The 25,350-nt window shown below is 63.9% G+C and carries 17 protein-coding genes; 5 read left to right on the top strand and 12 right to left on the bottom strand.

What is annotated here, in order from left to right:
- Positions 1-100 precede the first annotated feature (100 nt).
- The 3 genes from EJ076_RS14235 to EJ076_RS14225 all read left to right on the top strand — a co-directional run bounded on the left by EJ076_RS14235 (position 101) and on the right by EJ076_RS14225 (position 5,723).
- Positions 101-1,810, top strand: coding sequence for an APC family permease (locus tag EJ076_RS14235; RefSeq protein ID WP_126068303.1), 1,710 nt, complete (start codon positions 101-103; stop codon positions 1,808-1,810).
- 202 nt (positions 1,811-2,012) lie between these two features.
- Positions 2,013-4,136, top strand: coding sequence for an FAD-dependent oxidoreductase (locus EJ076_RS14230; RefSeq protein WP_245463047.1), 2,124 nt, complete (start codon positions 2,013-2,015; stop codon positions 4,134-4,136).
- Positions 4,137-4,184: 48 nt separating this feature from the next.
- Positions 4,185-5,723 carry a trimethylamine methyltransferase family protein gene (locus EJ076_RS14225; RefSeq protein WP_126068302.1) on the top strand — a complete coding sequence of 513 codons (1,539 nt, stop codon included), beginning with the start codon at positions 4,185-4,187 and terminating at the stop codon, positions 5,721-5,723.
- A gap of 89 nt (positions 5,724-5,812) precedes the next feature.
- Here the strand turns inward: EJ076_RS14225 and EJ076_RS14220 are convergent, their stop codons facing one another.
- The 11 genes from EJ076_RS14220 to EJ076_RS14170 form a co-directional block, all read right to left on the bottom strand.
- The gene (locus EJ076_RS14220) at positions 5,813-6,490 is read right to left on the bottom strand and encodes a TetR family transcriptional regulator C-terminal domain-containing protein (protein WP_126068301.1); all 678 of its coding nucleotides are present in this window, start codon (positions 6,488-6,490) and stop codon (positions 5,813-5,815) included.
- Positions 6,491-6,533: 43 nt separating this feature from the next.
- Positions 6,534-8,096, bottom strand: coding sequence for an ABC transporter substrate-binding protein (locus EJ076_RS14215; protein ID WP_126068300.1), 1,563 nt, complete (start codon positions 8,094-8,096; stop codon positions 6,534-6,536).
- A gap of 1 nt (position 8,097) precedes the next feature.
- Positions 8,098-9,126 (bottom strand): ABC transporter ATP-binding protein, encoded by a 1,029-nt coding sequence (locus EJ076_RS14210; protein WP_126068299.1) that lies wholly within the window; start codon positions 9,124-9,126, stop codon positions 8,098-8,100.
- Entirely contained in the window at positions 9,123-10,088 is a 966-nt protein-coding gene (locus tag EJ076_RS14205) for an ABC transporter ATP-binding protein (protein WP_126068298.1), read from the bottom strand. Before EJ076_RS14205 ends, EJ076_RS14210 begins: the two co-directional genes overlap by 4 nt.
- On the bottom strand, positions 10,085-10,972 hold the full coding sequence (locus tag EJ076_RS14200) for an ABC transporter permease (protein ID WP_164548636.1): 888 nt from the start codon (positions 10,970-10,972) through the stop codon (positions 10,085-10,087). The genes EJ076_RS14205 and EJ076_RS14200 overlap by 4 nt, the downstream gene beginning before the upstream one ends.
- Positions 10,956-11,906 carry an ABC transporter permease gene (locus tag EJ076_RS14195; protein WP_109661951.1) on the bottom strand — a complete coding sequence of 317 codons (951 nt, stop codon included), beginning with the start codon at positions 11,904-11,906 and terminating at the stop codon, positions 10,956-10,958. Before EJ076_RS14195 ends, EJ076_RS14200 begins: the two co-directional genes overlap by 17 nt.
- 19 nt (positions 11,907-11,925) lie before the next feature.
- On the bottom strand, positions 11,926-13,935 hold the full coding sequence (locus EJ076_RS14190) for a CocE/NonD family hydrolase (RefSeq protein WP_126068297.1): 2,010 nt from the start codon (positions 13,933-13,935) through the stop codon (positions 11,926-11,928).
- Positions 13,936-14,128: 193 nt separating this feature from the next.
- The gene (locus EJ076_RS14185) at positions 14,129-17,275 is read right to left on the bottom strand and encodes an efflux RND transporter permease subunit (protein ID WP_126068296.1); all 3,147 of its coding nucleotides are present in this window, start codon (positions 17,273-17,275) and stop codon (positions 14,129-14,131) included.
- 202 nt (positions 17,276-17,477) lie between these two features.
- A complete protein-coding gene (locus EJ076_RS14180; protein ID WP_109661945.1) occupies positions 17,478-18,620 on the bottom strand; it encodes an efflux RND transporter periplasmic adaptor subunit in 1,143 nt (380 codons plus the stop codon).
- A gap of 47 nt (positions 18,621-18,667) precedes the next feature.
- Entirely contained in the window at positions 18,668-19,273 is a 606-nt protein-coding gene (locus EJ076_RS14175; RefSeq protein ID WP_126068295.1) for a TetR family transcriptional regulator, read from the bottom strand.
- Positions 19,274-19,461: 188 nt separating this feature from the next.
- The gene (locus EJ076_RS14170; protein ID WP_126068294.1) at positions 19,462-21,102 is read right to left on the bottom strand and encodes an acyl-CoA synthetase; all 1,641 of its coding nucleotides are present in this window, start codon (positions 21,100-21,102) and stop codon (positions 19,462-19,464) included.
- 190 nt (positions 21,103-21,292) lie between these two features.
- On the opposite strand from EJ076_RS14170, the gene EJ076_RS14165 reads away from it, so the two are divergent.
- Entirely contained in the window at positions 21,293-22,258 is a 966-nt protein-coding gene (locus EJ076_RS14165) for a sugar-binding transcriptional regulator (RefSeq protein WP_126068293.1), read from the top strand.
- A 91-nt stretch (positions 22,259-22,349) separates the two neighbouring features.
- Positions 22,350-24,404, top strand: coding sequence for a bifunctional aldolase/short-chain dehydrogenase (locus EJ076_RS14160; RefSeq protein ID WP_126068292.1), 2,055 nt, complete (start codon positions 22,350-22,352; stop codon positions 24,402-24,404).
- Positions 24,405-24,457: 53 nt separating this feature from the next.
- Here EJ076_RS14160 and EJ076_RS14155 read toward each other — a convergent pair whose 3' ends face one another.
- A complete protein-coding gene (locus EJ076_RS14155) occupies positions 24,458-25,303 on the bottom strand; it encodes an acyl-CoA thioester hydrolase/BAAT C-terminal domain-containing protein (protein WP_126071052.1) in 846 nt (281 codons plus the stop codon).
- Positions 25,304-25,350: the final 47 nt, after the last annotated feature.

Below are 25,350 nucleotides of genomic sequence, written 5' to 3'. Positions count from 1 at the left end.
TGGAAACACGGGCAGTGGCCCAAAGCATGCGTCGATGATGAAGCCACGCGAAGTCGCGGCCGTCACGAACGGGGAACATCAAAATGGGGAACAAAGAAACATGAGCACAATAGCGACTGCCCTGGATCAGCCTGCGGAAAGCAAGCTGCACCGGAATATCGACTGGCGCGGCGCCTTCTGGGTGGCGAGCGGCGTTCCGGCCCTCGTCCTGTTTTCGATCGGCGGCATTGCCGGCACGACCGGCACGCTGGCCTTCGCGATCTGGATCTTCTCCATGATCATGGGCTTCCTGCAATCCTTCACCTACGCCGAGATCGCCGGCCTGTTCCCGAACAAGTCGGGCGGCGCCTCGATCTACGGCGCCACCGCCTGGCTGCGCTATTCCAAGTTCATCGCGCCGCTGTCGGTCTGGTGCAACTGGTTTGCCTGGTCGCCGGTGCTGTCGCTCGGCTGCTCGATCGCCGCCGCCTACATCCTCAACGCGCTGGCGCCGGTGCCGCTATTCACCGATGCCTCGCCCGATGTCGTCGCCTACATCGCCGCACATGCCGGAACCAGCGCTGCCGACGCCATCACGGCGGTGACGGCCGCGGCAACGCCTGCGATCCGCAACTGGACGCTTTACAGCCACACGCTGGGACCGGTCTCGTTCACGTTCAACGCGACCTTCTTCATCGGCGCGGTGCTGATGCTGATCATCTTCGCCATCCAGCATCGAGGCATCCTCGGCACGGCCAACGTGCAGAAATATATCGGCCTGCTGGTCATCATCCCGATGCTGATCGTAGGCGTCGTGCCGATCATCACCGGCCAGATCAACTGGGCGAATTTCTCGCCACTGGTGCCGCTGGCGGCCGCCTATGCGCCTGAACCCGGCGCCTGGAACATCGCCGGCTGGACACTGGTGCTTGGCGGCATGTTCATCGCCGCATGGTCGACCTACGGTTTTGAGACCGCCGTCTGCTATACGTCCGAGTTCAAGAACCCCGGCACCGACACCTTCAAGGCCATCTTCTATTCCGGCCTTCTGTGCATGCTGCTGTTCATCCTGGTGCCGTTCACCTTCCAGGGTGTGCTTGGCCTGAACGGCATGCTGGCGACGCCGATCGTCGACGGCTCCGGCGTCGCCGATGCCTTGGCCGGCATGGTCGGCGGCGGTGCGCTGATCCACAGTCTCTTGGTGATGCTGATGATCCTGGCCTTGGTGCTGTGCATCATGACCGCCATGGCGGGCTCCTCGCGCACGCTCTACCAGGGCTCGGTCGATGGCTGGCTGCCGCGCTATCTCAGCCATGTCAACGAGCATGGCGCACCGACGCGGGCGATGTGGACCGACCTCGTCTTCAACCTGATCGTGCTGGCCATCGCCTCGGCCGACGCGACGAGCTTCTTCTTCATCCTCGCCGTGTCGAACTGCGGCTACATCATCTTCAACTTCCTCAACCTCAACGCCGGATGGATCCACCGCATCGACAACGGCCATATCGCCCGGCCTTGGAAAGCACCGAGCTGGCTGCTCGGGATCGGGGCGATCTTCGCCTATGTCAACGCCATCTTCATGGGCGCCGGCGCCAAGGTGTGGAACCCGATGGCACTGTGGGCCGGACTGATCACCGCCGCGCTGATCATCCCGGTTTTCTGCTTCCGCCACTATATCCAGGACAAGGGCAAGTTCCCCGACCACATGCTGGCCGACCTCGGCATGACGGGGGCCGACCTTTCGGTCAAAAAAGCGGGCATGCTGCCCTATCTGACGCTGGTCGCCGGCGTGGTGGTAATGCTGCTCGCCAACTGGTTCTTCGTCATCTGACGGTAAACTGAAGGGGCCGAGCACGTATCGCGCTCGACCCGAGCCTCCCGGCTGAAGCCCACTCCGATACTATCGGGGTGGGCTTTTTCGTTGCGGCCGGTGATGGTCAAATTCCGTGTGGCCGCACAGGCCATTGCGTTCCGTCAGTCGTGCGAATATGCTTGTTGTACGATCGTTCAACAAGCATATTCGTAAAGCTCCGATGACCTGCAATCCTCGCTACGAAATCCTGTTCGAGCCGATGCGGATCGGGCCTGTCACCGCGCCGAACCGCTTCTATCAAGTGCCGCACGCCAGCGGCATGACCAACGCCTTGCCACGGGTGCGCGCCGCCTTTCGCGAAGCCAAGGCCGAGGGTGGCTGGGGGGTGATCTGCACCGGCGCCTGTTCGATCGACCCCAGTTCGGACGACGCGCCGCTGCCTTTCGCCACGATGTGGGACGACAACGACATCCGCGCGCATGCGCTGATGACGGAAGCGGTGCACCGCCATGGCGCGCTTGCCGGCGTGGAATTGTGGCACGGCGGCGCGTCGGTGATGAACAGGACAAGCCGCCTGCCGCCGTTGTCGCCGTCGGGAATTCCATGGATGGCGACGCATGTCGGCTTCATGGGCAATTTGCGGCCGAAGACCATGGACAAGGCCGACATACGCGAGGTCTTGAGGTGCCAGGCCGAGGCGGCGCGCAAGGCGCGTACGGCCGGTTTCGACATCGTCTATGTCTATGCTGGCATGGGTTATCTCGGCTACGAGTTCCTGCTGCCGGAATACAATCATCGCGTCGACGAGTACGGCGGATCGATCGAGAACCGGGTGCGCTTCGTGCGCGAGATGATCGAGGTCACCAAGGATGCGGTCGGCAAGGATTGCGGCGTCGCCTTGCGCGTCAGCCTCGAGGAACTGCGCGGCAGGCCCGGCCGCAACCAGCCTTCGGAAGCGCACGAGCTGATCGAACTGCTGGCCGAGCTGCCGGACCTGTTCGACGTCAAGATGGATTCCAGTCCGACCGATTGTTCGGCGTCGCGCTTCACCGGCGAAGGCAGCCATGAGCCGGTGATCGACTTCGTCAAATCGCTGACCACGAAGCCGGTGGTCGGCGTCGGGCGCTTCACCTCGCCCGACACCATGGTCTCGCAGATTAGGCGTGGCGTGCTGGACCTCATCGGCGGCGCGCGGCCTTCGATCGCCGATCCCTTCCTGCCCAACAAGATCCGCGAGGGCCGCGAGGCCGAGATCCGCGAATGCATTGGCTGCAACATCTGCATTTCGAGCTGGCATGACGGCGTGCCGGTACGCTGCACCCAGAACCCGACCGCCGGCGAAGAGTGGCGGCGCGGCTGGCACCCCGAACGTGTCGAGCGCACCGATGCGCCTGAGCGGATCCTGATTGTCGGCGGCGGACCGGCCGGGCTCGAATGCGCGCTGACGCTCGGTCGTCGCGGCCATGAGGTGATGCTCGCCGACGGCAACCGCACCTTCGGCGGGCGACTGACCTTCGAGAAGACCCTGCCCGGCCTTTCGGCCTGGAATCGTGTCGTCGACTACCGGCTCGGGCGTCTCGGCGAGATGGGCAACGTCTCGCTCTATCCCGAGAGTGCGCTGGGCGTGGACGAGATCATTGAGCTGGCGCCGGATCGCGTGGTGCTGGCGACCGGCGCGCGCTGGACCAACATGCTCTATTCCTCGCTGGAGATCCCGGTCGGCAGGCTCGATCATCCCGATGTGCTCACCCCGGACGATATCGCCGCCGGCCGGCTTCCCAAGGGGCCGACGCTCGTCTTCGATTTCGACAACTACTATATGGGCGGCGTCCTCACCGAACATCTGGCGGCACAGGGCATTCCGGTCAGCTATGTGACCCCCGCGGGTCAGGCGTCCGCCTGGACGATCATGACCAACGAACTGCCGCTGGTGCATCGCGCGCTGGCGCGGCGCAAGGTGCCGGTGACGACACTCCATCTCCTGAAATCCTTCGACGGCGAGACGGCGACGCTGGCGCATCTGTTCACCGGCGAGGAAACCCTCGTGGCCTGCCGCTCGGTGCTGATCGTCGGGCTGAGGTTGCCGCGTGGCGAGCTGTTCGAGGCGCTGACGCAACGGGCGGACGCGCTTGCCGCCGCCGGCATCCGCAGCCTCGATCGTATCGGCGACACGCTGGCTCCGGGCGCCATCGCTCATGCCGTGCACAGCGGCCACAAGCTCGCTCAGGAGATCGGTGCAAAAACCCGCTGGCAACCCTACCGCCGCGACACGCCGATCTCGATGCGGTGGCGGATTTCGACATGCGCACAGCTGCAGAATAGAGCAATTCCAGGAAAAGTGTGAAGCGGTTTTCCGTCCGGAATTGCGACAAACAGGGAGTTCAAGAGAGCCATGGAGCGCATCACGGCACGTCGCAGGCCCGGCCGCCCGCAGCGCGAGATCGGCGGCATCGAGCAGCGGCCGTGGAAGCAGCTGACGCGGCCCTATGCGCCGATCGAGATCCTGTCGGCCGATCAGGTGCAGACGATCCACGAAATGGGCCTTACCATCCTCGAAGAGATCGGCATGCGGGTGCTGCAGCCGCAGGCGCGGCAATTCTACCGCTCGGCCGGCTGCGATGTCGACGAAGGCGAGATGCGGGTGCGTTTCGACCGCGCCATGGTGATGGAGCGCGTCGCCATGGCGCCATCGTCGTTCGAGTTGCGTGCCCGCAATCCGGCGAAGAACGTCAAGGTCGGTGGGCGGCACTGCATCCTGTCGTCGGTCGGTGGGCCGGCCTATGTGATGGACAATGATCGTGGCCGCCGTCCGGGCACCTATGCCGAGATGTGCGATTATCTCAAGCTGATCCAGTCGTTCAACGTGCTGCATCAGGAAGGCGGCGGGCCGTTCGAGCCGCTCGACCTGCACCAGAACACGCGCCATCTCGACCTCTACTATGCGGAGATCACGCTGCTCGACAAGAACTGGCAACCGCAGGCGCTCGGCCGCGGGCGCGCCATCGACGCGCTGGAGATGGTGGCGATTTCGCTGGGCACGACGCGTGAGAATCTCGCGCAGGAGATGCCAGTGTTCACCGGCATCATCAACACCAACTCGCCGCTGCAGCTCGACGAGCCGATGGCGGAAGGCCTGATCGCGCTGGCCGAACATGGCCAGGTCAATGTCATCACGCCGTTCACACTGGCCGGTGCGATGAGCCCGGTGACGCTCGCCGGAGCGCTGTCGCAGCAGCATGCCGAGGCGCTGGCCGGCATCGTGCTGACGCAGATCGTGCGCCCCGGCGTACCGGTGATGTATGGCGGCTTCACCTCCAATGTCGATATGAAGACCGGCGCGCCGGCCTTCGGCACGCCGGAATACACGCAGGCCGCGCAGATCACCGGCCAGCTCTGCCGGCTGATCGGCGTGCCGTTCCGCTCCAGCAATGTCACCGCCGCCAATTCGGTCGATGCGCAGGCGGCCTATGAGAGCGCCATGTCGCTATGGGGCTGCCTGATGGGCGGCGCCAATCTGGTGCTGCATGCGGCCGGCTGGCTCGGCGGCGGGCTGACGGCATCGTTCGAGAAACTGATCATCGACGCCGAGATGCTGCAGATGATGTGCGCCTATTTCGACCCGCCGGTGGTCGATATCGACACGCTGGCGCTGGAAGCCGTGCGCGAGGTCGGGCCGGCCGGGCACTTCTTCGGCGCCGCGCACACGATGCAGCGCTACGAACGCGCGTTTTATTCGCCGCTGGTCTCCAACTGGGACAACTACGACACCTGGATGGAGCGCGGCCAGATCACCGCGCGCGAACGGGCCAATGTGGTCTGGAAGCGGATGGTCGCCGAATATGAGCAGCCGCCGATCGATCCCGGCATCGATGAGGCGCTGCGCGACTATATGGAGCGCCGCAAGCGCGAGGGCGGTTCGCCGCTGAATTGAGGAGCGCGAGCTGATCTGAGGTTGCGCCAGGGCACCCCCCTCTGTCCTGCCGGACAGAGGGGGGTAATAGCGCCAGCTTGAAATCGTTATCAGCCTCGCAGCGGCCCCACCTGCCCCTCGAGCATCTCAAACCCCGCAGCTTCGGCGGCCTGCGGCGTCACCACGCTTTCGTCGAGGCACCATTCGAGCCAGAGCCCGTCGACCAGGGCGATGAAATTGCGCGCCAGCGTCGGAGCGTCGACATCCCTGCCGCGCGGCACGGCGACCGCGGCTATGTCCTCGGCGAGTTCGGCCCGATAGGCGTCGTAGAGTTCGCGATGCGCCGCCTTCAGCCGAGGGTTGACGGCGATCTCGCCCCACAGCGACAGCCAGATCAGCAGATTGTCACGGCTGAAATAATCGGGCGAAAAATTCGAGTGCACCAGGGCGGCAAGTGCGGCCTGCGGCGACCAATCTGATGTCTCGGCGCGGCGGCGCTTGGCTTCGGCGATCTGGTTGTTGACGCTGGCATAGAGCGAGGATTTGTAGACCTCGACCAGCAAGCCATCGAGGCTTTCGAAGTGATGGTTGATGAGGCCGCGCGAAACGCCGGCCTCCTTGCAGATGCGATCGATGGTGAAGGCGCCGATGCCGCCGACGGACAGGCATCGCGTCGCCGCCTCGACCAACATGGAACGGCGGACATCCGCCTGCTCGCGGCTGAAGCGCGGCGGCGATTTCTTGGCGCCGCGCTTGCGTTTTTCGGGTGCTGGTCCTGCTTCCGTCATGACCCCAGCTAAACGATCACATCTTTGCTGTCCACGGAAGCGATCATGCCTTCTTCTTGAACAGCACCGGATTGGGGTGACCGTCCGGATAAATAACGGGCTCGAAACTGGTCTTGTGGATGACGACCAGCGGCTGGTGGCAGATGAAGACGAACCCACCGGACTGCTCCATCAGGTCCTCCATGCGGTTGGACAATGCGATACGCTTGGCCTCGTCGCTTTCCGCCACCAGCTGCTGATAGCTGGTTTCGAACTCAGCACTGTCGAAGCCGGACCAATTGTAGGCGCCGATCTGGTCGGGGCGGAACCAGACCAGGTTTTCGGAAGGATCGATGCCGCCGGCGAAATCCATCAGCGCTAGATCGATGTTCTTGTAGCCCTCACCTTGCGTCTTGTCACCGACGCCCCAGAAGGCGGCCTCGTCATAGGGCTGGATCTCGACCTTGATGCCGGCCTGTTCGAGACTGGCCTGGACGATCTGCGCGGTCGCGGTGCGGATGGAATCGTTCATCACCGTCAAGGTCAGCGATAGGTCGCTGACGCCGGCTTCAGTCAGAAGTGCTGCGGACTTCTCATAGTCCGGTGCGGCGATCAGATTGCTGGCGCGCGCGAACTTGGTGCCGGGCTGGACGACACCGGTGGAACGCTTGGTGAGATCGTCATAGACGCCGGTGAGTATCTGCCCGACATCGACGCCATTCTGTACGGCCTGGCGGACTTTCAGATCCTTGAGACGTGGGCTCAGCATGTTGATGGTCAGCCAGACATAACGGGTCGACTGCGCCTCGACCAGGTTCGTGTCGGCGGGTGGGCTGGCCTTGACCGTCTTGGTCGCTGAAATGGCGATCTTGGTGTAGTCGAAGGCGTCGGCCTCATAGGCCAGCTGGGCTGCCTGATCGTCGGCGACGACATAGATCTCGACCTTGCCGAAATCCGGCTTCGGCCCCGGCCAGTCAGGGTTGGCGGTCAGTGTCACCTTCTGCTTCTGCTGCCAGTCGGAGAAGAGGTAGGGACCGCATGTTGCCGACGGCTCGGTGGTGAACTTGCCGCCCGCCTTCTCGGTGCCGGCGCGGCTGATGATGTGTCCGCCATAGTAAGGCAGGCTGGTGACGAAGATCGGCTGGTAGGGCTCTTTCAGGTGGATGATGCCGTTGCGCGCATCGACGACCTCGACGCGGTCGAGTTTTTCGAACTGATAGGCCCAGGGCGACGACAGGGCCTTGTCGGCGATGCGCTCGAACGAGAACTTCACGTCATCAGCGGTGACCGCGCCAAAGCCATTTGACCATTTCAGCCCGTCGATCAAGGTGAAGGCGATGGTCTTCGGATCTTTCTGTTCGAGCTTTTCGGCGCCCCACAACGACCAGGGCGAGCCTTTCCTGATATCGTCGAAATGGTTGAGCGAGACATAGATACCGCGCATCATGACATCCTCGATGCCGCCATTCATGAAGGCAGGATCGAGGCATTGCAGATCGCCCTCCATGCGGATGCGCAAAGTGTCGCCGGCGGCCGACCAGGCGAAGCCCGGCTTCATCGTCAGGCCGACACCCAGCGCGCCCGCTGCTTTCAGGAATGCACGTCTGTCCATGTTCCATTGTGTCATGTCAGTTTCCCCTGTGGTTTGCGGAAGCGCGTGAGAAGGCTTCCCGTTCTTGCCCGCCTGTCACCAGCGGGAAATGGCAGCGCACCATCCGATCGGTGCCCATCGGTCGATAGGCCGGTGCCTCGGTCTTGCAGCGATCGCGCGCGATCGGGCAGCGTGTGTGGAATTCGCAGCCAGATGGCCGCCGGAATACACTTGGGATCTCGCCAGTGACGGCGGGGTTCTGGCTGCGCCGGCGTGGGTCGGGTATCGGCTCGGACCGGATCAGCGTCGCCGTGTAGGGATGCAGCGGCGCCGAAAACACATCCCGCGTCGGACCAGTCTCGACCAGCCGGCCGAGATACATGATGGCCAGCCGATCGCTGACATGGCGGATCATTGCCAGATTGTGGGTGACGATCATGGCGGCGAAACCAAGCTCGCGTTTCAGCTCGCCGATCAGGTTGAGCACGTCGCCCTGCACCGAGACATCGAGGCCGGCGGTCGGTTCGTCGGCGAGCAGCAGATGCGGCTTCATCGCCAGCGCGCGGGCGACGCCGATGCGGCGCGCCTGCCCGCCCGACAGCTCATGTGGAAAGCGGTCGACGAAGGAGGCCGGCAGGCCGACCAGCGCCAGCAGCGCTTTTGCCGCGGCGCGGCGATCCGGCATCGGCACGCCTTGAATGATCTGCGGCTCGGTCAGCAGTGTGCCGATGCGCAGGCGCGGGCTGAGCGAGGCAACAGGGTCCTGGAACATCATCGCCGAGCGCCTTCGCATGGCGCGGAAATCGGCCGGCGTCGCCACGTCCCTGCCCTCGAAGGTGATGCGGCCGGCAGCGGCGCGCACAAGGCCAAGAATGGTGCGGGCAAGCGTCGTCTTGCCGGAACCGGACTCGCCGACCAGCCCAAGCGTCTCGCCCGGCATCAGCGACAGCGTCACGCCGTCGATGACATTGAAGCTCGGCAAGGGGAACGGATTGATCAGGCGGCTGAGCAAACTCTTAGGTGCGAAGGTCACCGACAGATCATTGATGGCGAGCAGTGGGCTCATGGCGTCACCGCATGGCAGCGCGCGACATGCGAGGCGGACAGTTTCACGAGTGGTGGCGCGACCGAACCGCATGGCGCGAACGCACGATCGCAGCGCGGCGCGTAGACGCATCCCATTGGCGGTTGGGTCAGATTGGGAAGCGAGCCGGGAATGGTCGGCAGCCTGTCCAGTCGCTCGTGGAAGCGGGCAGGATCGCAGGCGAGCAGCGCTTGCGTATAGGGATGCCGCGCATCGTGGAAGATGGCGTCGACCTCGCCGCCCTCCACCACCTCGCCGGCATACATGACATAGACGCGGTCGCAGAGCTCGGCGATGACGCCGAGATGGTGCGAGACAACAATGATGATGCCGTTGTAGTCGCGCCGGAGTTCGCGCAGCAGATGGATGATCTGCGCCTCCATGGTCACGTCGAGCGCCGTCGTCGGCTCGTCGGCGATGAGCAGGCCGGGATCGGTCAACAGGGAGGCGGCAATCGCCACGCGCTGGCGCATGCCGCCGGACAGTTCGTGCGGATAGCTGTTCATCCGCCGTTCGGCATCCGCAATGCCGACGCGGCCGAGCATGGCGGCGATGCGCGCCCGCTTCTGCGCACGGCCGAGATCCTTGCGGTGGTGCTGGAAGTCGACGAGCTGGTCGCCGATGGTCAGCACCGGGTTGAAGGCGGTCATCGGATCCTGGCTGACCAGCGCGATCTCGTCACCACGCAGCAGGCGCTGATGGTGCGCGTCGAGCTTTGCCAGGTCGACGCCGTTGTAGCTGATCGATCCGTCGATGCGGGCATTGGCCGGCAACAGGTTGGCCAATGCGGTGACCAGCGTGGACTTGCCGCAGCCGCTCTCACCGACAATGCCGATCACCTCGCCGGGATGCGCTTCGATGTCGACATGACGCAAGGCATGCACTACGCCATGCGGCGTCTCATAGCGGACGCTGAGATCGATGGCGGAAAGCGAGCCGGTCATGCCGGCCTCCGCAATTGCAGGCGCGGGTCGAGATAGTCGCGCAGGCCCTCGCCGAGGAAAGTGAAGCCGAGCGTTGCGAGCACCAGCGGCAGCCCGCCGAAGATGACCATGAACGGTGCCGAGCGGATCGAGGTGTAGCCATCATAGAGGATCGAGCCCCAGGACGGTGTCGGCGGCCGCACACCAAGGCCGAGGAAGCTAAGGCCGGCCTCGACCATGATGACGACCGGAATGTCCATCGACAGAAGGATGATCAGCGGGCCGACGACATTGGGCAGGAGGTGGATGAAGATGATGCGCGCTGCACTGGCGTCGAGCAGGCGCTCGGCGAGGATATAGTCGCTGTTCTTCAGCGCCAGCGTCTGCGCCCGGATCAGCCTGGCATAGCTCGGGAACGAGGTCGCGGCGATGACGATGATCAGCGTGCCGGTGCCGGCGCCGAGCACGGTGATGATGGCGAGCGCGAACATGATCATCGGGAGCGAGTTCAAGCTGTCGAAGCTCAGCACCAGGATGGCGTCGAGCCAGCGCGGCCCGTAGCCGGCGATCAGGCCGAGCAGCAGGCCGATGGCGCCGGCGATGGCCACCGAGACCATGGCGATGGTCAGCGCCGTGCGCGCGCCAAAAATGACGCGCGACAGGAGATCCCGGCCGAGATGATCGGTTCCGAACCAGTGCGCGAGCGATGGCGGCTGCAGCTTGTGCAGCACATCGATCTTGATCGGCGAATAGGGCGCCAGCCATGGCGCGAAGATTGCGGTGATGAGGAAGCCGGTGACCAGGATCAGCGCCACGCAAGTGAACGGATCGGCAAGCAGCGCCCGCAGCAGCGGCAGCCTTTGTCGGTCCGGAAGGGAGAGCGAGGCGTCAGCCACGGAAGACATCGCGCACCCTCGGGTCGAGCCGCGCAATCAACAGATCGGCGGCGATGGTGATGGAGACGTAGATGGCGGTCATGATCAGCACCGTGCCCATGACGACCGGATAGTTGCGGGTGTTGACGGCGTCGGTGATGAGCTTGCCGATGCCGGGTCGAGCGAACACCGCCTCGACGAAGACGGCGCTGGACAGGATGCTGCCGAGGCCGACGGCGACCAGCGAGATGGTCGGGATGATGGCGATGCGCAGCGCGTATTTGGAGACGATCTTCCATTCAGGCAAACCAAACGAGCGCGCGGTGCGGATGTGCGGTTCGCCCATCACCTCCATCATCGAGGCGCGCACCATGCGGGCGATGTAGCCGATCCAGCCGAGCGCTATGGCTGCCGCCGGCATGATCAGCGCCTTGGCCTGGCTGACGAAGTCACCGGCCTCGCCGGCGCCGATGGCCGGCAGCCAGCGCAGCGTCACGGCAAAAAGCAGCAGCGAATAGATGGCAACGACGAAGGACGGCACGGCGATGACGCCGACCGAGAGCACACCGATGATGGCATCGGCTGTTGTGCCGCGCCGCATCACAGACAGGCAGCCGAGCGGAACGCCGATGAGAAGCGCGACGGTGAGCGCGGTCAGCCCGAGGATCAGCGTGTTCGGCAGCGCCTCAAGGACCAGGGTCGAGACAGGCCGGTTCGACCAGACGTCGTAGCCGAGATTGCCGGTCAGCGCGTTGCGGAAGAATTCGACGATCTGCCACCAGACCGGCTGGTCGAGGCCCATGCGCTCGATCAGCAGCCGCTTCAGTTCCGGCGTGGCGCGTGGACCAAGCGCCACGGTTGCAGGATCGCCCGGAACCAGGAAAACGGCCGCATACATGGCGATCATGACAAGCACGAGGATCAGGAGGCCGAGACCGATGCGCTTCACTGCATATGCAAGCATGGTCTCCTCTCCGCTCCTGTCAGGCGAAATCGCGCCTGATGCGCCGCGTCGCCGAGGCGCTGTGGACGAGCGTGCCCCGTTCTCGGGCCTCGAGCCGCCAGCTCAGGTTGAAATGGGTTTCGTCCGATGTCAGTTCGGTGACTGCCATGGCTTCGATGTCGGCATCGCCGCTGGCAATCGCCCAGCAGTATTCGGTGACGAGCTTGGCCGACAGCGGATCGTCGGCACGGATGCTCATCGTATCGCTGTTGGCCGAGAACACGGTGATAGCGCGATCGTCATAGCGCCGGCGTCCATGGTCGGAACTCAGCGCGATGGTCTGCACGCCCGAGCCGACATCGTCGGTGACGATGCGACGGTCGAAGCCGTCGTCAAACGTCGTGGTCGGGACCGGCGGCGCCGTTTCGGCGGGTTCAAAGCGCACGTCGCTGTCGCGAGCCGACGGCGGCCGCACCGGCAGCATCACCGTGCTGTCGCCGCTCGCCATCGACAGCGTCGACAGTTTCGGCTGCGGCCACAGGATCGGCCAATGCTGGTTGGCCAGCGCCAGCCGGATGCGGTGGCCCTTGGGCACCGTGCGAGCGAAATCATTGAGCTTCAGCCGCACGCGGAACGGTGTTCCGACCGGACACGGCTCTGGATGCTCGTGGCTGTCTCTGTGGCTGAGGTTGAGCACGCCATAGGTCATCAGCGCCGAGGTGCCGTCGGGATAGACATCGCACAGCCGGGCGGCGAGGTTGACATGCGGCTGGTCGACAATGACGAGCAGATCGAGTTCCGGCGCGCCGAGCAAGGTCAGGTCGCTGTCGAGCGGGGGCGTGTCGAAGCACAACGCCAGCCCGTCCTCACGACGCTGGTCGATGGGCATATCCGGGCAGGAGCCGCCATAACCGCCCCAGCGGCCGCAGTCTCGCCCGGCGGTGGCCGGCGAGCGCACGGAAAGCACGGCACCCGGTGCGGGTTCGCTGCCAAGCCCAGTGGCGTTCAGATGCAAGGCGCGGCGTTCGATGCGCGGCGACGGCCACTGGTCCTCGGCGGCCCAACTGCCGGCATGATCGGGGAGATAAAAAGGTTGTGGCCGTTCTTCGCCGGTGATCCAGACGCGATAGAGTGGCTCGTTCATGATGCCGGTGTCTTCGCCGCAGAGCCAATGGCGCCACCAGCGCATCGCCTCCTGCAGATAGCCGATCAGCGGCCCAGGCGCACCGCGACAGGGATAGGCATGCGACCAGGGGCCAACGATGCCGAGCTTCGGCCCCGGCAGATGTTCGAGCAGGCGCGGCACGAAGTTGGAGTAGCTGTCCTCCCAGCCGCAGACGGCCATGACCGCGCATTCGATCGCCGCGTGGTCTTCGCAGACCGAGCCCTGCCGCCAGTAGTCGTCGCGGCGCTGATGCGCGAGCCATATTTCCGACAGTGAGCTTGTCGCCGCAAGGCGGTCGGCCCACATGGCGCGCCAGGCATCGCCGACGATCTGCGGGTCGGGCGCCATCGCCTTCTTTACCAGCATGAAGTTCGACCACATCTCCTGCTCGGTCAGCAGCGCGCCGCCCATATAGTGGATGTCGTCGGCGTAGCGGTCGTCGGTGGCGCAGTTGGTGATGATGGCCTTCAGAGCCGGCGGCCGGCGCGCCGCCACCTGCAGCGCGTTGAAGCCGCCCCAGGAAATGCCGGTCATGCCGACATTGCCGTTGCACCAGGGTTGTGCGGCGAGATGGGCGATGATCTCGCAGGCGTCCTCCTGCTCGCGCGGCAGATATTCATCGGCCAGATCGCCGTCGGAATCGCCCGAGCCCCTGATATCGATGCGGGCGCAGGCGATGCCGTGGCCGGCAAGCCAGGGGTGGATATCGATGTCGCGGGCCACGGTGCCGTCGCGCCGGCGATAGGGCACCATCTCGACGACGACAGGCACCTTGGTATTGGTGCGCGGGCGCCACAAAGTGGCGGCGATGCGCGTGCCGTCGGCCAGCGTGATCCAGAGCGGATCGACGGTTTCGACGGCAAAGGGAAACTCGGTCCGTACCACGGCAGGCACTCGTTAAATCGCCTTGTTGAACGTTCGTACAACAAGGCGATTTAAGGCGCAATCCCGCCGCGCGCTTTTTGGCGCCGAATGCCGTTTAAGCTCTGCGCCGTTCGGGCGGACCAGCGAGAGATCGTGGCGTTGGATGGTGGAAGCAAACCTTGCCGGCCGGACGGTATCGCCCGGCCTGCGATCTTTATTCGGCGGCCAGCGCCAGTTGCGGCTTGTCGGCCTTTTGGCTCAGCTCCAGATCGTCGGTCGGCTCCGCGGCACCGCGCTTCTTGGGCTCGCGGCCGAAGAACAGGGCATAGCCCGCCGGCAGCACCAGGATGGTCAGCACGGTGGCGACGACGATGCCGCCCATCATGGCGTAGGCGAGCGGCCCCCAGAACACGGCGCGCGAGATCGGGATCAGCGCCAGCACGGCCGTCATCGCCGTCAGCACGATCGGCCGGAACCGGCGTACAGCCGAGCCGATGATCGCTTCGGAGCGTTCCATGCCCTTGGCAATGTCCTGGTCGATCTGGTCGACCAGGATGATCGAGTTGCGCATGATGATGCCGAGCAGCGCGATGACCCCGAGGATGGCGACGAAGCCGAACGGCGCACCGCTGATCAAAAGGGCGGCGGCAGCACCGATGATGCCGAGCGGACCGGTCGCCAGCACCAGCATCGCCTTGCCGAAATTCTGCAGCTGGATCATCAAGAGCACGACGATGATGGCCAGCATGATCGGTGCCTTGGCGGCGATCGAGGCCTGGCTTTCCGCCGAATCCTCGGCACCGCCCTGGATCTCGATCTTATAGCCGGGAGCCAGACCGTCACGCAGGCCCTGCATGTCCTTGTAGAGCTTGGTGACGACGTCGTTGGACTGCACGCCGTCGGGCAGCGTTGCCCGCACGCTGATGGTCGGCAGGCGGTCGCGGCGCCATTCGATGCCTTGCTCCAGCACCGGGACAACCTTGGCCACCTGCGACAGCGGCACGAAGCCGCCGAAATCGGTCGGGATATAGACGGAGTCGACCGAGGACAGCAGGCTGCGGCTGGCATCCGGCTCGCGGGCGACGATGGACACCGTCTCCTCGCCGTCGCGGAAATCGTCGAGCGGCGCGCCGGACATCGATGCCTGCAGCATCTGGCGGATGCGCTGCGAGGTGACGCCGAGCGCGCGGGCACGATCCTGGTCGATGACCAGCTTCATCGCCGGCACCGGCTCCAACCAATCGTCGTGCACGGCGCCAAGCAGCGGATCCTCGCGGAACTTCGCCTTCACCTGGTCGGCGATGCGGCGCACCTCCTGCCGATCCGGCCCCATGACGCGCATCTGCACCGGCCAGCCGGTCGGCGGACCGAGGAAAAGGCGGTCGACCTTGGCGCGGATGGACGGGAAGTCTTGCGCCAGGACGGTGCGCAACTTGACGATCAGCCGTTCGCGGGCCGGTTCGTCATTGGCCATGACGAGCAGTTGGGCGAAGTTGGGATTGCGCAGTTGCTGGTCGAGCGGCAGGAAGAAGCGCGGCGCGCCTTCGCCGATATAGGTGGCGATGAAACGCTTGTCCTTGTCGTCCATCATCTTGCTTTCGAGCGCCTTGGCCTGCGCCTCGACTTCCTTGATGCTGGTGCCTTCCGGCAGCCAGAGGTCGACGAGGATTTCCGGCCGCGACGATTGCGGGAAGAAGTTCTGCGGAATGAACTGGAACGCCCACAGGCTAGTGCCGAAGGTCACCAGCGTCATCACCAGGACGATGATGCGATGGCGCACCGCCCAGCCCACCGTAGCGCGAAGCCGGCGGTAGAAGCGCGTGTCGAAGACATCGTGATGGCTGCCGGCATGCTTGCGCTGCTTGAGGATCATGTTGCCGAGCCACGGCGTGAAATAGACCGCGACGAACCAGGACACGATCAGCGCGATGCCGACGACATAGAACAGCGTGCGGACATATTCGCCAGCCGTGGAAGCCGCGAAGCCGACCGGGATGAAGCCGGCGGTGGTGATCAGCGTGCCGGTCAGCATCGGGAAGGCGGTCGAGGAATAGGCGAAGCTCGCCGCCTCGATCTTGACCAGCCCCTCCTCCAGCTTTCGCTCCATCATCTCGACGACGATCATGGCGTCGTCGACAAGCAGGCCGAGCGCGATGATCAGCGCGCCGAGCGAGATGCGCTGCAGGTCGATGCCGAGTTCGTACATGATGGCGAAGGTGGCGGCGAGCACCAGCGGAATGGCGATAGCGATGACCAGGCCCGAGCGCCAGCCGATTGACAGGAAAGAAACGACCAGCACAATCAGCAGCGCTTCGCCAAGCGCATGCATGAATTCGGCCACCGCATCCGTGACGACGCCCGGCTGGTCGGAAATCTGGTCGACCGAAACGCCGTAGGGCAGCGCCTCCTCGAAGCGCTTGTAGGTAGCCTCGACATCCTTGCCGACATCGGTGACCTTGAAGCCCTTGGCCATGACGACGCCAAGTTGCACGCTATCATGGCCATTGAAGCGGTATTTGCGCTGGAACGGATCTTCGAGCCCCGACGTCACCGTGGCGATGTCGCCGAGCCTCGTGACCTGGCCGCCGGCGCGCAGGCGCAGGTTCCTGATGTCCTCGACCTTGCTGACATCGCCCTCGACGGAAATGCGCACCGAATTGGTGCCGGTGTCGACGGAGCCGGCCGGGTCGACATTGTTCTGTCCCTTGATCGCGTTCTGCAGATCGGTCAGCGTCAGGCCGCGTTCGGCGAGCGCCTTGGACGAGACGTCGATATAGAGCTTTTCCGGCTGGTCGCCAATGATGACGGCCTTCTCGACGCCGGGCGTCGTCAAAAGCATGTCGCGTGCCTGGATGGCGAATTTCTTCAGTTCGGGATAGCTGAAGCCATCGCCGCTGATCGAATGCAGGGTGATGAAGGTGTCGCCGAACTCGTCGTTGAAATATGGGCCGAGCAGGCCTTGCGGCAGATCGCCCTGGATATCGCCGACCTTCTTGCGCACCTGGTAGAAGGCGTCCGTGACTTCGGCGGCGTTGGTGTCGCCCTTGATCTGCACCGTGATGATGGCGCTGCCGGCGCGGGTGAAGGAGCGCACGAAATCGAGATGCGGCGTCTCCTGCAGCTTGCGCTCGATCTTGTTGACGACCTGGTCTTCCATCTCCTTGATCGAGGAGCCCGGCCAGATCGCCTGGACGACCATGACCCGGAAGGTGAAATCGGGATCTTCCTTCTGGCCCATGCGCATCAGGCCGAGCGCACCGGAAATGATGATCAGGCCGAACAGGAACCGTGCAATGGACGGATGGCCGATTGCCCAGCGCGACAGGTTGAAGGGCCGCTTCTCTTCCGTGGAATTGGTCATCGATGCTGGTCCATCTTTTCAAAGCAACAAGATCGAATGCTTGGTAGTGGCTTCCGGGCGGCAACGCTCTCCGAGCGGAGAAACGCTCATCGCGGTGGGACGCGAAAATCGATGTGGGGGTTACATCAATCGAGCGCCTCGGTTCGAGCGCTTGCCGCCCGGAAACCAGCGGCTGCGGGAACGCGCAGCCGGTTGTCTGTCGTTAGCGCACCTGCTTGGCGTCGCCGTCAGCCGCAGATGCGGACTGCAGTGCCGCATCGCCGGCGAGTTTCACCTTGAGGTTCTCGGTCATGAACTGCGTGCCGGCAGCGACCACGACGTCGCCGGGCTTCAGTCCCTCGGCAACACGCACGCCACCGGCGGCGAACGCGGCGACCTTGACCGGACGGGCGTGAACGGTGTCGGCGCCGCGATCGACGGTCCAGACGATCGACTGGCTGCCTTGCTCGGCCAGTGCGCTCAGCGGGATCGACACGAGCTGCCGCTCATTAGCCGCCGAGGCTTCGATGCTGGCGGTCATGCCGAGAAGCACGCGCGGATCGTTGGGCAGGCTGACGCGAACGGCGAAGGTGCGCGATTGCGGATCGGCGCTGCCGGCGACCTCACGGACCTTGCCGTCGAGCGCCAGCGCGTCGTCGGACCAGAAGCCCGCCTTGACGATCTTGCCCGGCTTGAATTCGGCGATTTCCATTTCCGGCACGGCGATCAGCACTTCCTTTTCGCCGTCGACGGCAACAGTGACAACCGGCGCGCCGGACCCAACCACCTGGCCTACATCGGCGCTGACCGCGGTGACGATGCCGTCCCTGTCGGCCTTGAGATCGGTATAGCCGACCTGGTTCCTGGCCTGGGCAAGCGTCGAGCGAGCGGAATCGCGGGTGGCGACAGCCTGGTCGTAGCTCAGGGTCGCCTGCTCGAGTTGCGATTTCGGCGCGAACTTCTTGTCAAACAGCTGCTCGGCGCGCTTGCGGGACAGCTCTGACGTCTCGACCTGCCGATCGGCGGCATCAAGGGCTGCCTGCGCACTCTTGACCGACAGGTCGTAATCGATGGGATCGATGCGGGCGAGCACGTCGCCCGCAACCACATGCTGGCCGATGTCGACGAGGCGCTCGGTGATCTTGCCGTTGACGCGGAAAGCCAGTGCGCTTTCGGTGCGAGCCCGCACCGAGCCGGAATAGGAGAGCGTGCGGGTGTCATGCGCCTGGGCGATCTCGACGACCTTGACCGGGCGGATGATGTCCTTGACTTCGGCTTTCTCTTGGCTGCAGCCGGCAAGCCCGAGCGCCGCGACAATCAGGCCGGCAACTGGCAGCTTACGGAGGATGGAATTGGACAAAGACATCTTGGTACTCCGACTGGAGATGAATGGTCGACACCGGCTGGCGGGGGCTATTTCAGTGCCTTGATTGCATAATCGATGAGGTCGTCGGGCATTGCCCGGTTGGTCTTGGCAAGGCACTGCGCCACCATCTGCGGATGGCACAGGATGACGGTTGCGGCGCCGAAGCAGCGCGACGCGATCACGGGATCCTGCTCCCTGAACTCACCGGCCTCGATGCCATCGCGGATCACTTCCGCAAACAGGTCGTGAATGCTGTCGACATGCTTGTCGATCACGCCCCAGTCGCGTTCGAGGGCGACGATGACCATCTCGTGGACCTTCTGGTCGTCAAGCATGACCTCCATCGTCATCTTGTATTGCGCATGCACGTAGCGCCTAAGGCGCTCCTCGGCGCTGACCGGCAGGTGCATGATCTCGTAGGCCATCTTGTAGCTGGCGCCGAGCATCCGTCCGCAGACGGCCTGGTGGATTTCGACCTTGGAGGCGAAGAAACGATAGATGTTGGCCGGCGACATGCCGAGTTCACGGGCGATGTCGGCAACATTGGTCTTGCCGTAGCCGTAGTGCCGGAACAGGCGCTCGGCGCAGTCGAGAATGCGCGTCACATTGTCCTGTCGGGCGGCGTCGGCGACTATGGTGGCGGCTTCGGACATGATCCTCTGTCAATTTACGAGTGACGAATTTCAACTTTCGTCATTCGTAAATCGAAATGGACGGTCTGTCAACGCAGATTCTGTGTACGCGTACGATTGGTGACAGATGGTGACATCCAATAGACGTCACGAAGCGGCCCGAAGATGCGAGCCACTGAAAATATTTTCCGCGAAAGGCCGTCGGCGTTTCAGGTGACCTTGGCCATCTCGCGCAGCCGGAACTTCTGGATCTTGCCGGTCGAGGTCTTCGGGATTTCGGCGAAGATCACCGCCTTCGGCACCTTGAAGCGCGCCAGCAATCCCCGGCAATGTTCGATGATCTCGGCCTCGGTCGCCGCCTTGCCGGGCTTCAGTTCGACATAGGCTACAGGCACCTCGCCCCATTTGTCGTCAGGCCTGGCGACGACGCCGCAAGAGGCAACGGACGGGTGTTTGTAGAGCGCGTCCTCGACCTCGATCGAGGAAATGTTCTCGCCACCTGAAATGATGATGTCCTTGGAGCGGTCCTTGAGCTGGATGTAGCCGTCGGGGTGCATGACGCCGAGATCGCCGGAATGGAACCAGCCGCCGGCAAAAGCTTCGTCGCTCGCCTTGCCGTTCTTCAAATAGCCTTTCATGACGATGTTGCCCCGGAACATGACCTCGCCGATGGTCTCGCCGTCGGCCGGTGTCGCCTGCATCGTTTCGGGATCCATGACGGTCAGGCCTTCGAGCGCTGCATAGCGCACGCCCTGCCGCGCCTTCTTGGCGCTGCGCTCGCCCTTTTCGAGGTCGTCCCAGGCGCCATGCCATTCGTTGACGACCGCCGGGCCATAGGTCTCGGTCAGGCCGTAGAGATGGGTGACGGCAAAGCCGGCATCGGCCATCCCCGACAGTACCGCTTCCGGTGGCGGCGCTGCGGCCGTGTTGAAGGTGACCGTCTGCGGAAATGCGCGCTTGTCCTCGTCCCTGGCATTGATCAGCACCGACATGACCACCGGCGCGCCGCACAGATGGGTGACGCCCTGATCGGCAATCGCATCGTAGATCGGCTTCGGCCGCACCCAGCGCAGGCAGACATGGGTGCCGGCCTGGACGGCGAGCGTCCAGGGAAAACACCAGCCGTTGCAGTGGAACATCGGCAACGTCCACAGATAGACCGCATGCTTGGCCATGCCGGCATGGATGGTGTTGGTGTAGGCCATCAAGGCCGCACCGCGATGATGGTAGACGACGCCCTTCGGATTGCCTGTCGTTCCGGAGGTATAGTTCAGCGAAATGGCATCCCATTCGTCGTCGGGCATCGACCAGGTGAAGTCCTCGTCGCCGCCAGCAACAAACGCCTCATAGTCCAGAGTGCCAATCCACTCGCCTTTCGGATAGGGCGCGTCGGCGGCGTATTCGGGATCGTCATAGTCGATGACCAGCGGCTTGACCTTGGCCAGTTCCAGAGCCTGCTTGACGACGCTGGAGAATTCGCGGTCGACGATCAGCACCTTGGTCTCGGCATGGTCGAGCTGGAAGGCGATGACCGCCGCATCAAGGCGCGTGTTGAGCGAATGCAGCACCGCCTTGGTCATCGGCACGCCGAAATGCGCCTCCAGCATCGGCGGCGTGTTGGACAGCATGACGGTGACGGTGTCGCCCTTGCCGATGCCGCGCTTGTCGAGCGCCGAGGCAAGCTTCAGCGACCGGCGCCAGAAGGTGCGATAGTCGATGCGCTGGCGGCCATGGATGATGGCGATCTGGTCGGGATAGGTTTTGGCTGCGCGCTCCAGATAGGTAAGCGGCGTCAACGGCTGATGGTTGGCCGCGTTCTTGTCGAGATCCTGTTCGTATGGATTGCCCATCCCATGCTCCCCGCGTTTTTCTTTTAGACCTTCTAATCACAGGCTGGGGCCGCGTCACCATCAACGATGCCTCGCTATAGCGCATTTGGAACAATGATGATCCAGATTCGCCCGGCAAAAGGGCATCGCATACCTTTGCCCAATTTGACTTTTGTCGAGAGCCGTGAATAATGTCAGCCGAGGAGACGGCATGGCGATCCGACCGGCAGAACAGCTCATCCACAAGGCCGCCTGGCTTTATTATGCCCATGGCCTGCGGCAGGACCAGGTGGCGAGCCAGCTTAACATTTCCCGTGCCTCGGTCGCCATGTATCTGCGCAAGGCGCGCGAAACCGGCATCGTCAACATCTCGACCTCGACCCAGCTTTTCACCGATGACGTGCTGGCGCGCAAGCTCGAGGATGCGTTGGGCCTCGACGCCGTCTGGATCGCGCCGGAAAATGACCATATCGCCGACCCGTCGGCGGAAATAGCCGTGCTGGCGGCAAGCGTCTTTCTCGAGCTGGTCAAGAAGGGCGACCGCATCGGCGTCGCCTGGGGCCGCACCGTCTACATGATCGCCGACATCATGTCCTATGCCGACCTGCAGGATGTCACGGTGGTGCAGCTCTGCGGCAATCTCGGCGCGCCCTATTCCTACCGGCCCGACCAGTGCACCATGGAAATCGCGCGACGTCTCAACGCCAAGGGGCTCAACTTCTACGCGCCGCTGGTGCTGTCGACGGAAGAGCTGGCGCGCGCGCTGCGTGCCGAGCCGGTGATCCGGGAGCAATTGTCGGGTGTGCGCGACTGCGACCTGGCGCTGTACTCGGTCGGCGCGGTTGACGCCGACAGCCATCTGGTCAAATGCGGCGCGCTCACTCCTGACGAAATGGCTGGCCTGCGCAGCCGAGGCGCCGCCGGCGTGATTGCCGGGCAGATCATCGACGCCGAGGGCAAGGTGCTCGACTGCAGTTATAACCGGCGTGTGATCTCCGCCGAACTTGCCTCGCTGCGCGCCATCGCCAGGCGGCTGGTGGTGGTGCAGGAGGACAGCAAGTTCGAACCGCTGCTCGCGGCGATCGCGGGCGGCCTTTGCACGCATCTGGTGGTCGGCGCGCGCATGGCGCAGCGGCTTCTGGATCATGCGGCCGCCACGACAGAAAAGGCCTCCTAGGAAACCACCATCTCCGTCGCCGACGCATTGTCATCAAAGCGTCGCGGCATTCCTGTTTCACCATCAAAGACAGCAACCGGACGAAGCGAACATGAAGAATCTGTGGAATGACGATGCAGCCGAAAAGCTCGTTGCCGACTATGCAAAGAAGGGTGTCGGCCGCGACCTGGCGCTGCGCGTCTACACGACCCGGCTGCTCGGCGGCGAACCAAGGCTGGTCCTGCATGGTGGCGGCAACACCTCCTGCAAGACGACTGCGACCGATCTTGTCGGCGACCAATGGGACGTGCTGTGCGTCAAGGGCAGCGGCTGGGACATGGGCGTCATCGAGCCGCAGGGCCTGCCGGCGGTCAAGCTCAAGCCGCTGCTCAAGGCGCGCGCGCTGAACAGATTGGCCGACGAGGACATGGTCGCGCTGCAGCGCGTCAACCTCATCGACCCGTCGTCACCCAACCCCTCGGTCGAGACGCTGCTGCACGCCTTCCTGCCGCACAGATTCGTCGACCACACGCACTCGACCGCTATCCTCGCCATCGTCGACCAGGAAGACTCGAAGCCGCTGGTGAAGACGGTGTTCGGCAGCAAGATGGGTTATGTGCCCTACATCATGCCCGGCTTCGACCTCGCCAAGGCGGCCGCCGATATTTTTGATGCCGACCCTGATGTCGAGGGCCTGATCCTCGACAAGCATGGCATCTTTACCTTCGGCGACGATGCCAAACAGGCCTACGACCGGATGATCCATTATGTGAATGTCGCCGAAGACTACATTGCCAAGCACGGCAAGCCTCAGGCCGCAAAGGCAACCTTGCCGGCAAGGCTCGCGACACCCGCGTCCATAGCGCCGTCGCTGCGCGGCGCGGTGGCGGTAGCGCGCGGCGAAGGCCGCTTCGCCCGCATGATCAGCGATTTCCGCACTTCGCCGGCAATCGTCGATTTCATCAATTCATCCGGGATTGCCGACTATGCCGGACGCGGTGTGTCGACGCCCGATCTGTCGATCCGCATCAAGACCGGGCCGATGGCGCTGCCGGCGCCCGATGCCGACAAGGCCGACGACTACAAGGCCGTGATCAAGAGCCATGTCGACGCCTTCGCCAAGGACTACCGCACCTATTTCGAGACCAATGATGCGCTCGACGACGTCAAACGCACCATGCTCGACCAGATGCCGCGGCTGACACTGGTGCCGGGCCTTGGCATGTTCGGCCATGGCCGCACGCTGAAGGACGCGAAGATCGCGTCGGATGTCGGCGAGATGTGGATCGAAGCGGTGCGCGGCGCCGAGGCGGTTGGCCGTTTCCATCCGCTCTCCAAGGCCGACCTTTTCCCGCTCGAATACTGGTCGCTGGAACAGGCCAAGCTCGCCTCCAACAAGCCGAAGCCGTTGACCGGCCAGGTGGTGCTGATCACCGGCGGCGCCGGCGCGATTGGCGCGGCGACGGCAAAACTGTTCGCCGACAATGGCGCCCATGCCGTCGTCGTCGATCTCGACGCCGAAAGGGCTGCCGAGGCCGCCAAGAAAGCCGGCAACAATTCGATCGGTGTCGCCGCCGACATCACCGACCCGGCACAGGTGCGTGCCGCCTTCGACAAAGCGGTCGCCGTGTTCGGGGGTGTCGACATCCTGGTGTCCAATGCCGGGGCGGCCTGGGAAGGCCGTATCGGCGAGCTCGACGATTCACTTTTGCGCAAGAGTTTCGAGCTCAACTTCTTCGCCCACCAGTCGGTGGCGCAGAACGCAGTGCGCATCATGCTCGAACAGGGCACCGGCGGTGTGCTTCTGTTCAACACCTCCAAGCAGGCGGTCAACCCAGGGCCGAAGTTCGGCGCCTATGGCGTGCCGAAGGCGGCAACGTTGTTCCTGTCCAGGCAATACGCGCTCGACTACGGCGCGCACGGCATCCGCTCGAACGCGGTCAATGCCGACCGCATCCGCTCAGGGCTTCTGACCGACGCCATGATCGCCAGCCGTTCGGGCGCGCGCGGCGTGTCGGAGAAGGACTACATGTCCGGCAATCTGCTCGGCCAGGAAGTGACGGCGCAGGACGTCGCGCAAGCCTTCCTGCATCACGCAATGGCTGATCGCACCACCGCCGATGTGACGACGGTCGATGGCGGTAATATCGCGGCGGCCTTGCGATAGGCAGAACCGGCCGAGACTGACGCAAAACGGGCGAAGGTATTCGGGATCTGCGGCTACAGCAATTCTCGGATGCCTTCCCAAGCCATTCTGCCCAGTCTTGAATCGGCCTCGTCACTGCCTCCGTGTGCATGCAATGCCGAGCGTGGTGTGGTTTCACCAGGCAAGAGAATGCGGTGACCCGCATCGGGCGACGAAACGACATGTGTGAGCTTGCCTGTATCGTCTCGCCGCCGAACAATGTCTGTCGCGAACCATAGGGAGGGCCACAGCGCATCGTCGCCACCGGCGACAAGCAGGATCTCGGCCGACGCGGTCTCGACGGGGATGGTTGCCGCCTTTGCTTCGCGCTCGAAGGTTTTCAAACAATGTTCGAAAAGCGCTCGGTAGGACACCAGGCCATCCACAGACTCTCGGCTCCAATTCGGATCCGTAGGCACGAACGGCAGGGGAGTACCGTCGAGCGACCATGAGGATCGTTCGGGCCAACTGACGCCGTCCCGGCCTGCACCGATATTTCCCCAAACCACCGACGATGGGCTGATGGCGACCACGGCGTTGATGCGCGGGTCATGGACCGCCGCGAGCAATGCGGCCTCGGCACCTTTGGATGTGCCGACATAGACGATGCGATTGCATCCTGTTTCAAGGAGGTAGTCGGTTGCCGCAAAGAAGGTTTCGAGGGGAATTTCGCATATTCCGGGAGCCTGCCTCTCGCCGCCAAACCACAGCAGGGCCAAGGCCGACGAGCGCTCGTTTGCAAAGAGCCGTGCGCGCCCGACATCGACGCGGCCACTCGATCCACCCAACACCACGACGCCAGTGGTGGCGTGCGGGCATCGAAACAATGTTCCGGCGACGGCGCCGGACAGGTTTTCCTCGATTGCCGCCTGGACTTCCATATGCACCGAACCTTGGGCCGGAACCTGCGAGCCAGCCTTGCAAATAT

Origin of the sequence: Mesorhizobium sp. M7D.F.Ca.US.005.01.1.1 (genome assembly GCF_003952545.1) — a bacterium.
Classification (GTDB): domain Bacteria; phylum Pseudomonadota; class Alphaproteobacteria; order Rhizobiales; family Rhizobiaceae; genus Mesorhizobium; species Mesorhizobium loti.
The sequence above is the reverse complement of the archived record's forward strand: the minus strand, read 5'-3'. Positions and strand labels throughout refer to the sequence as shown.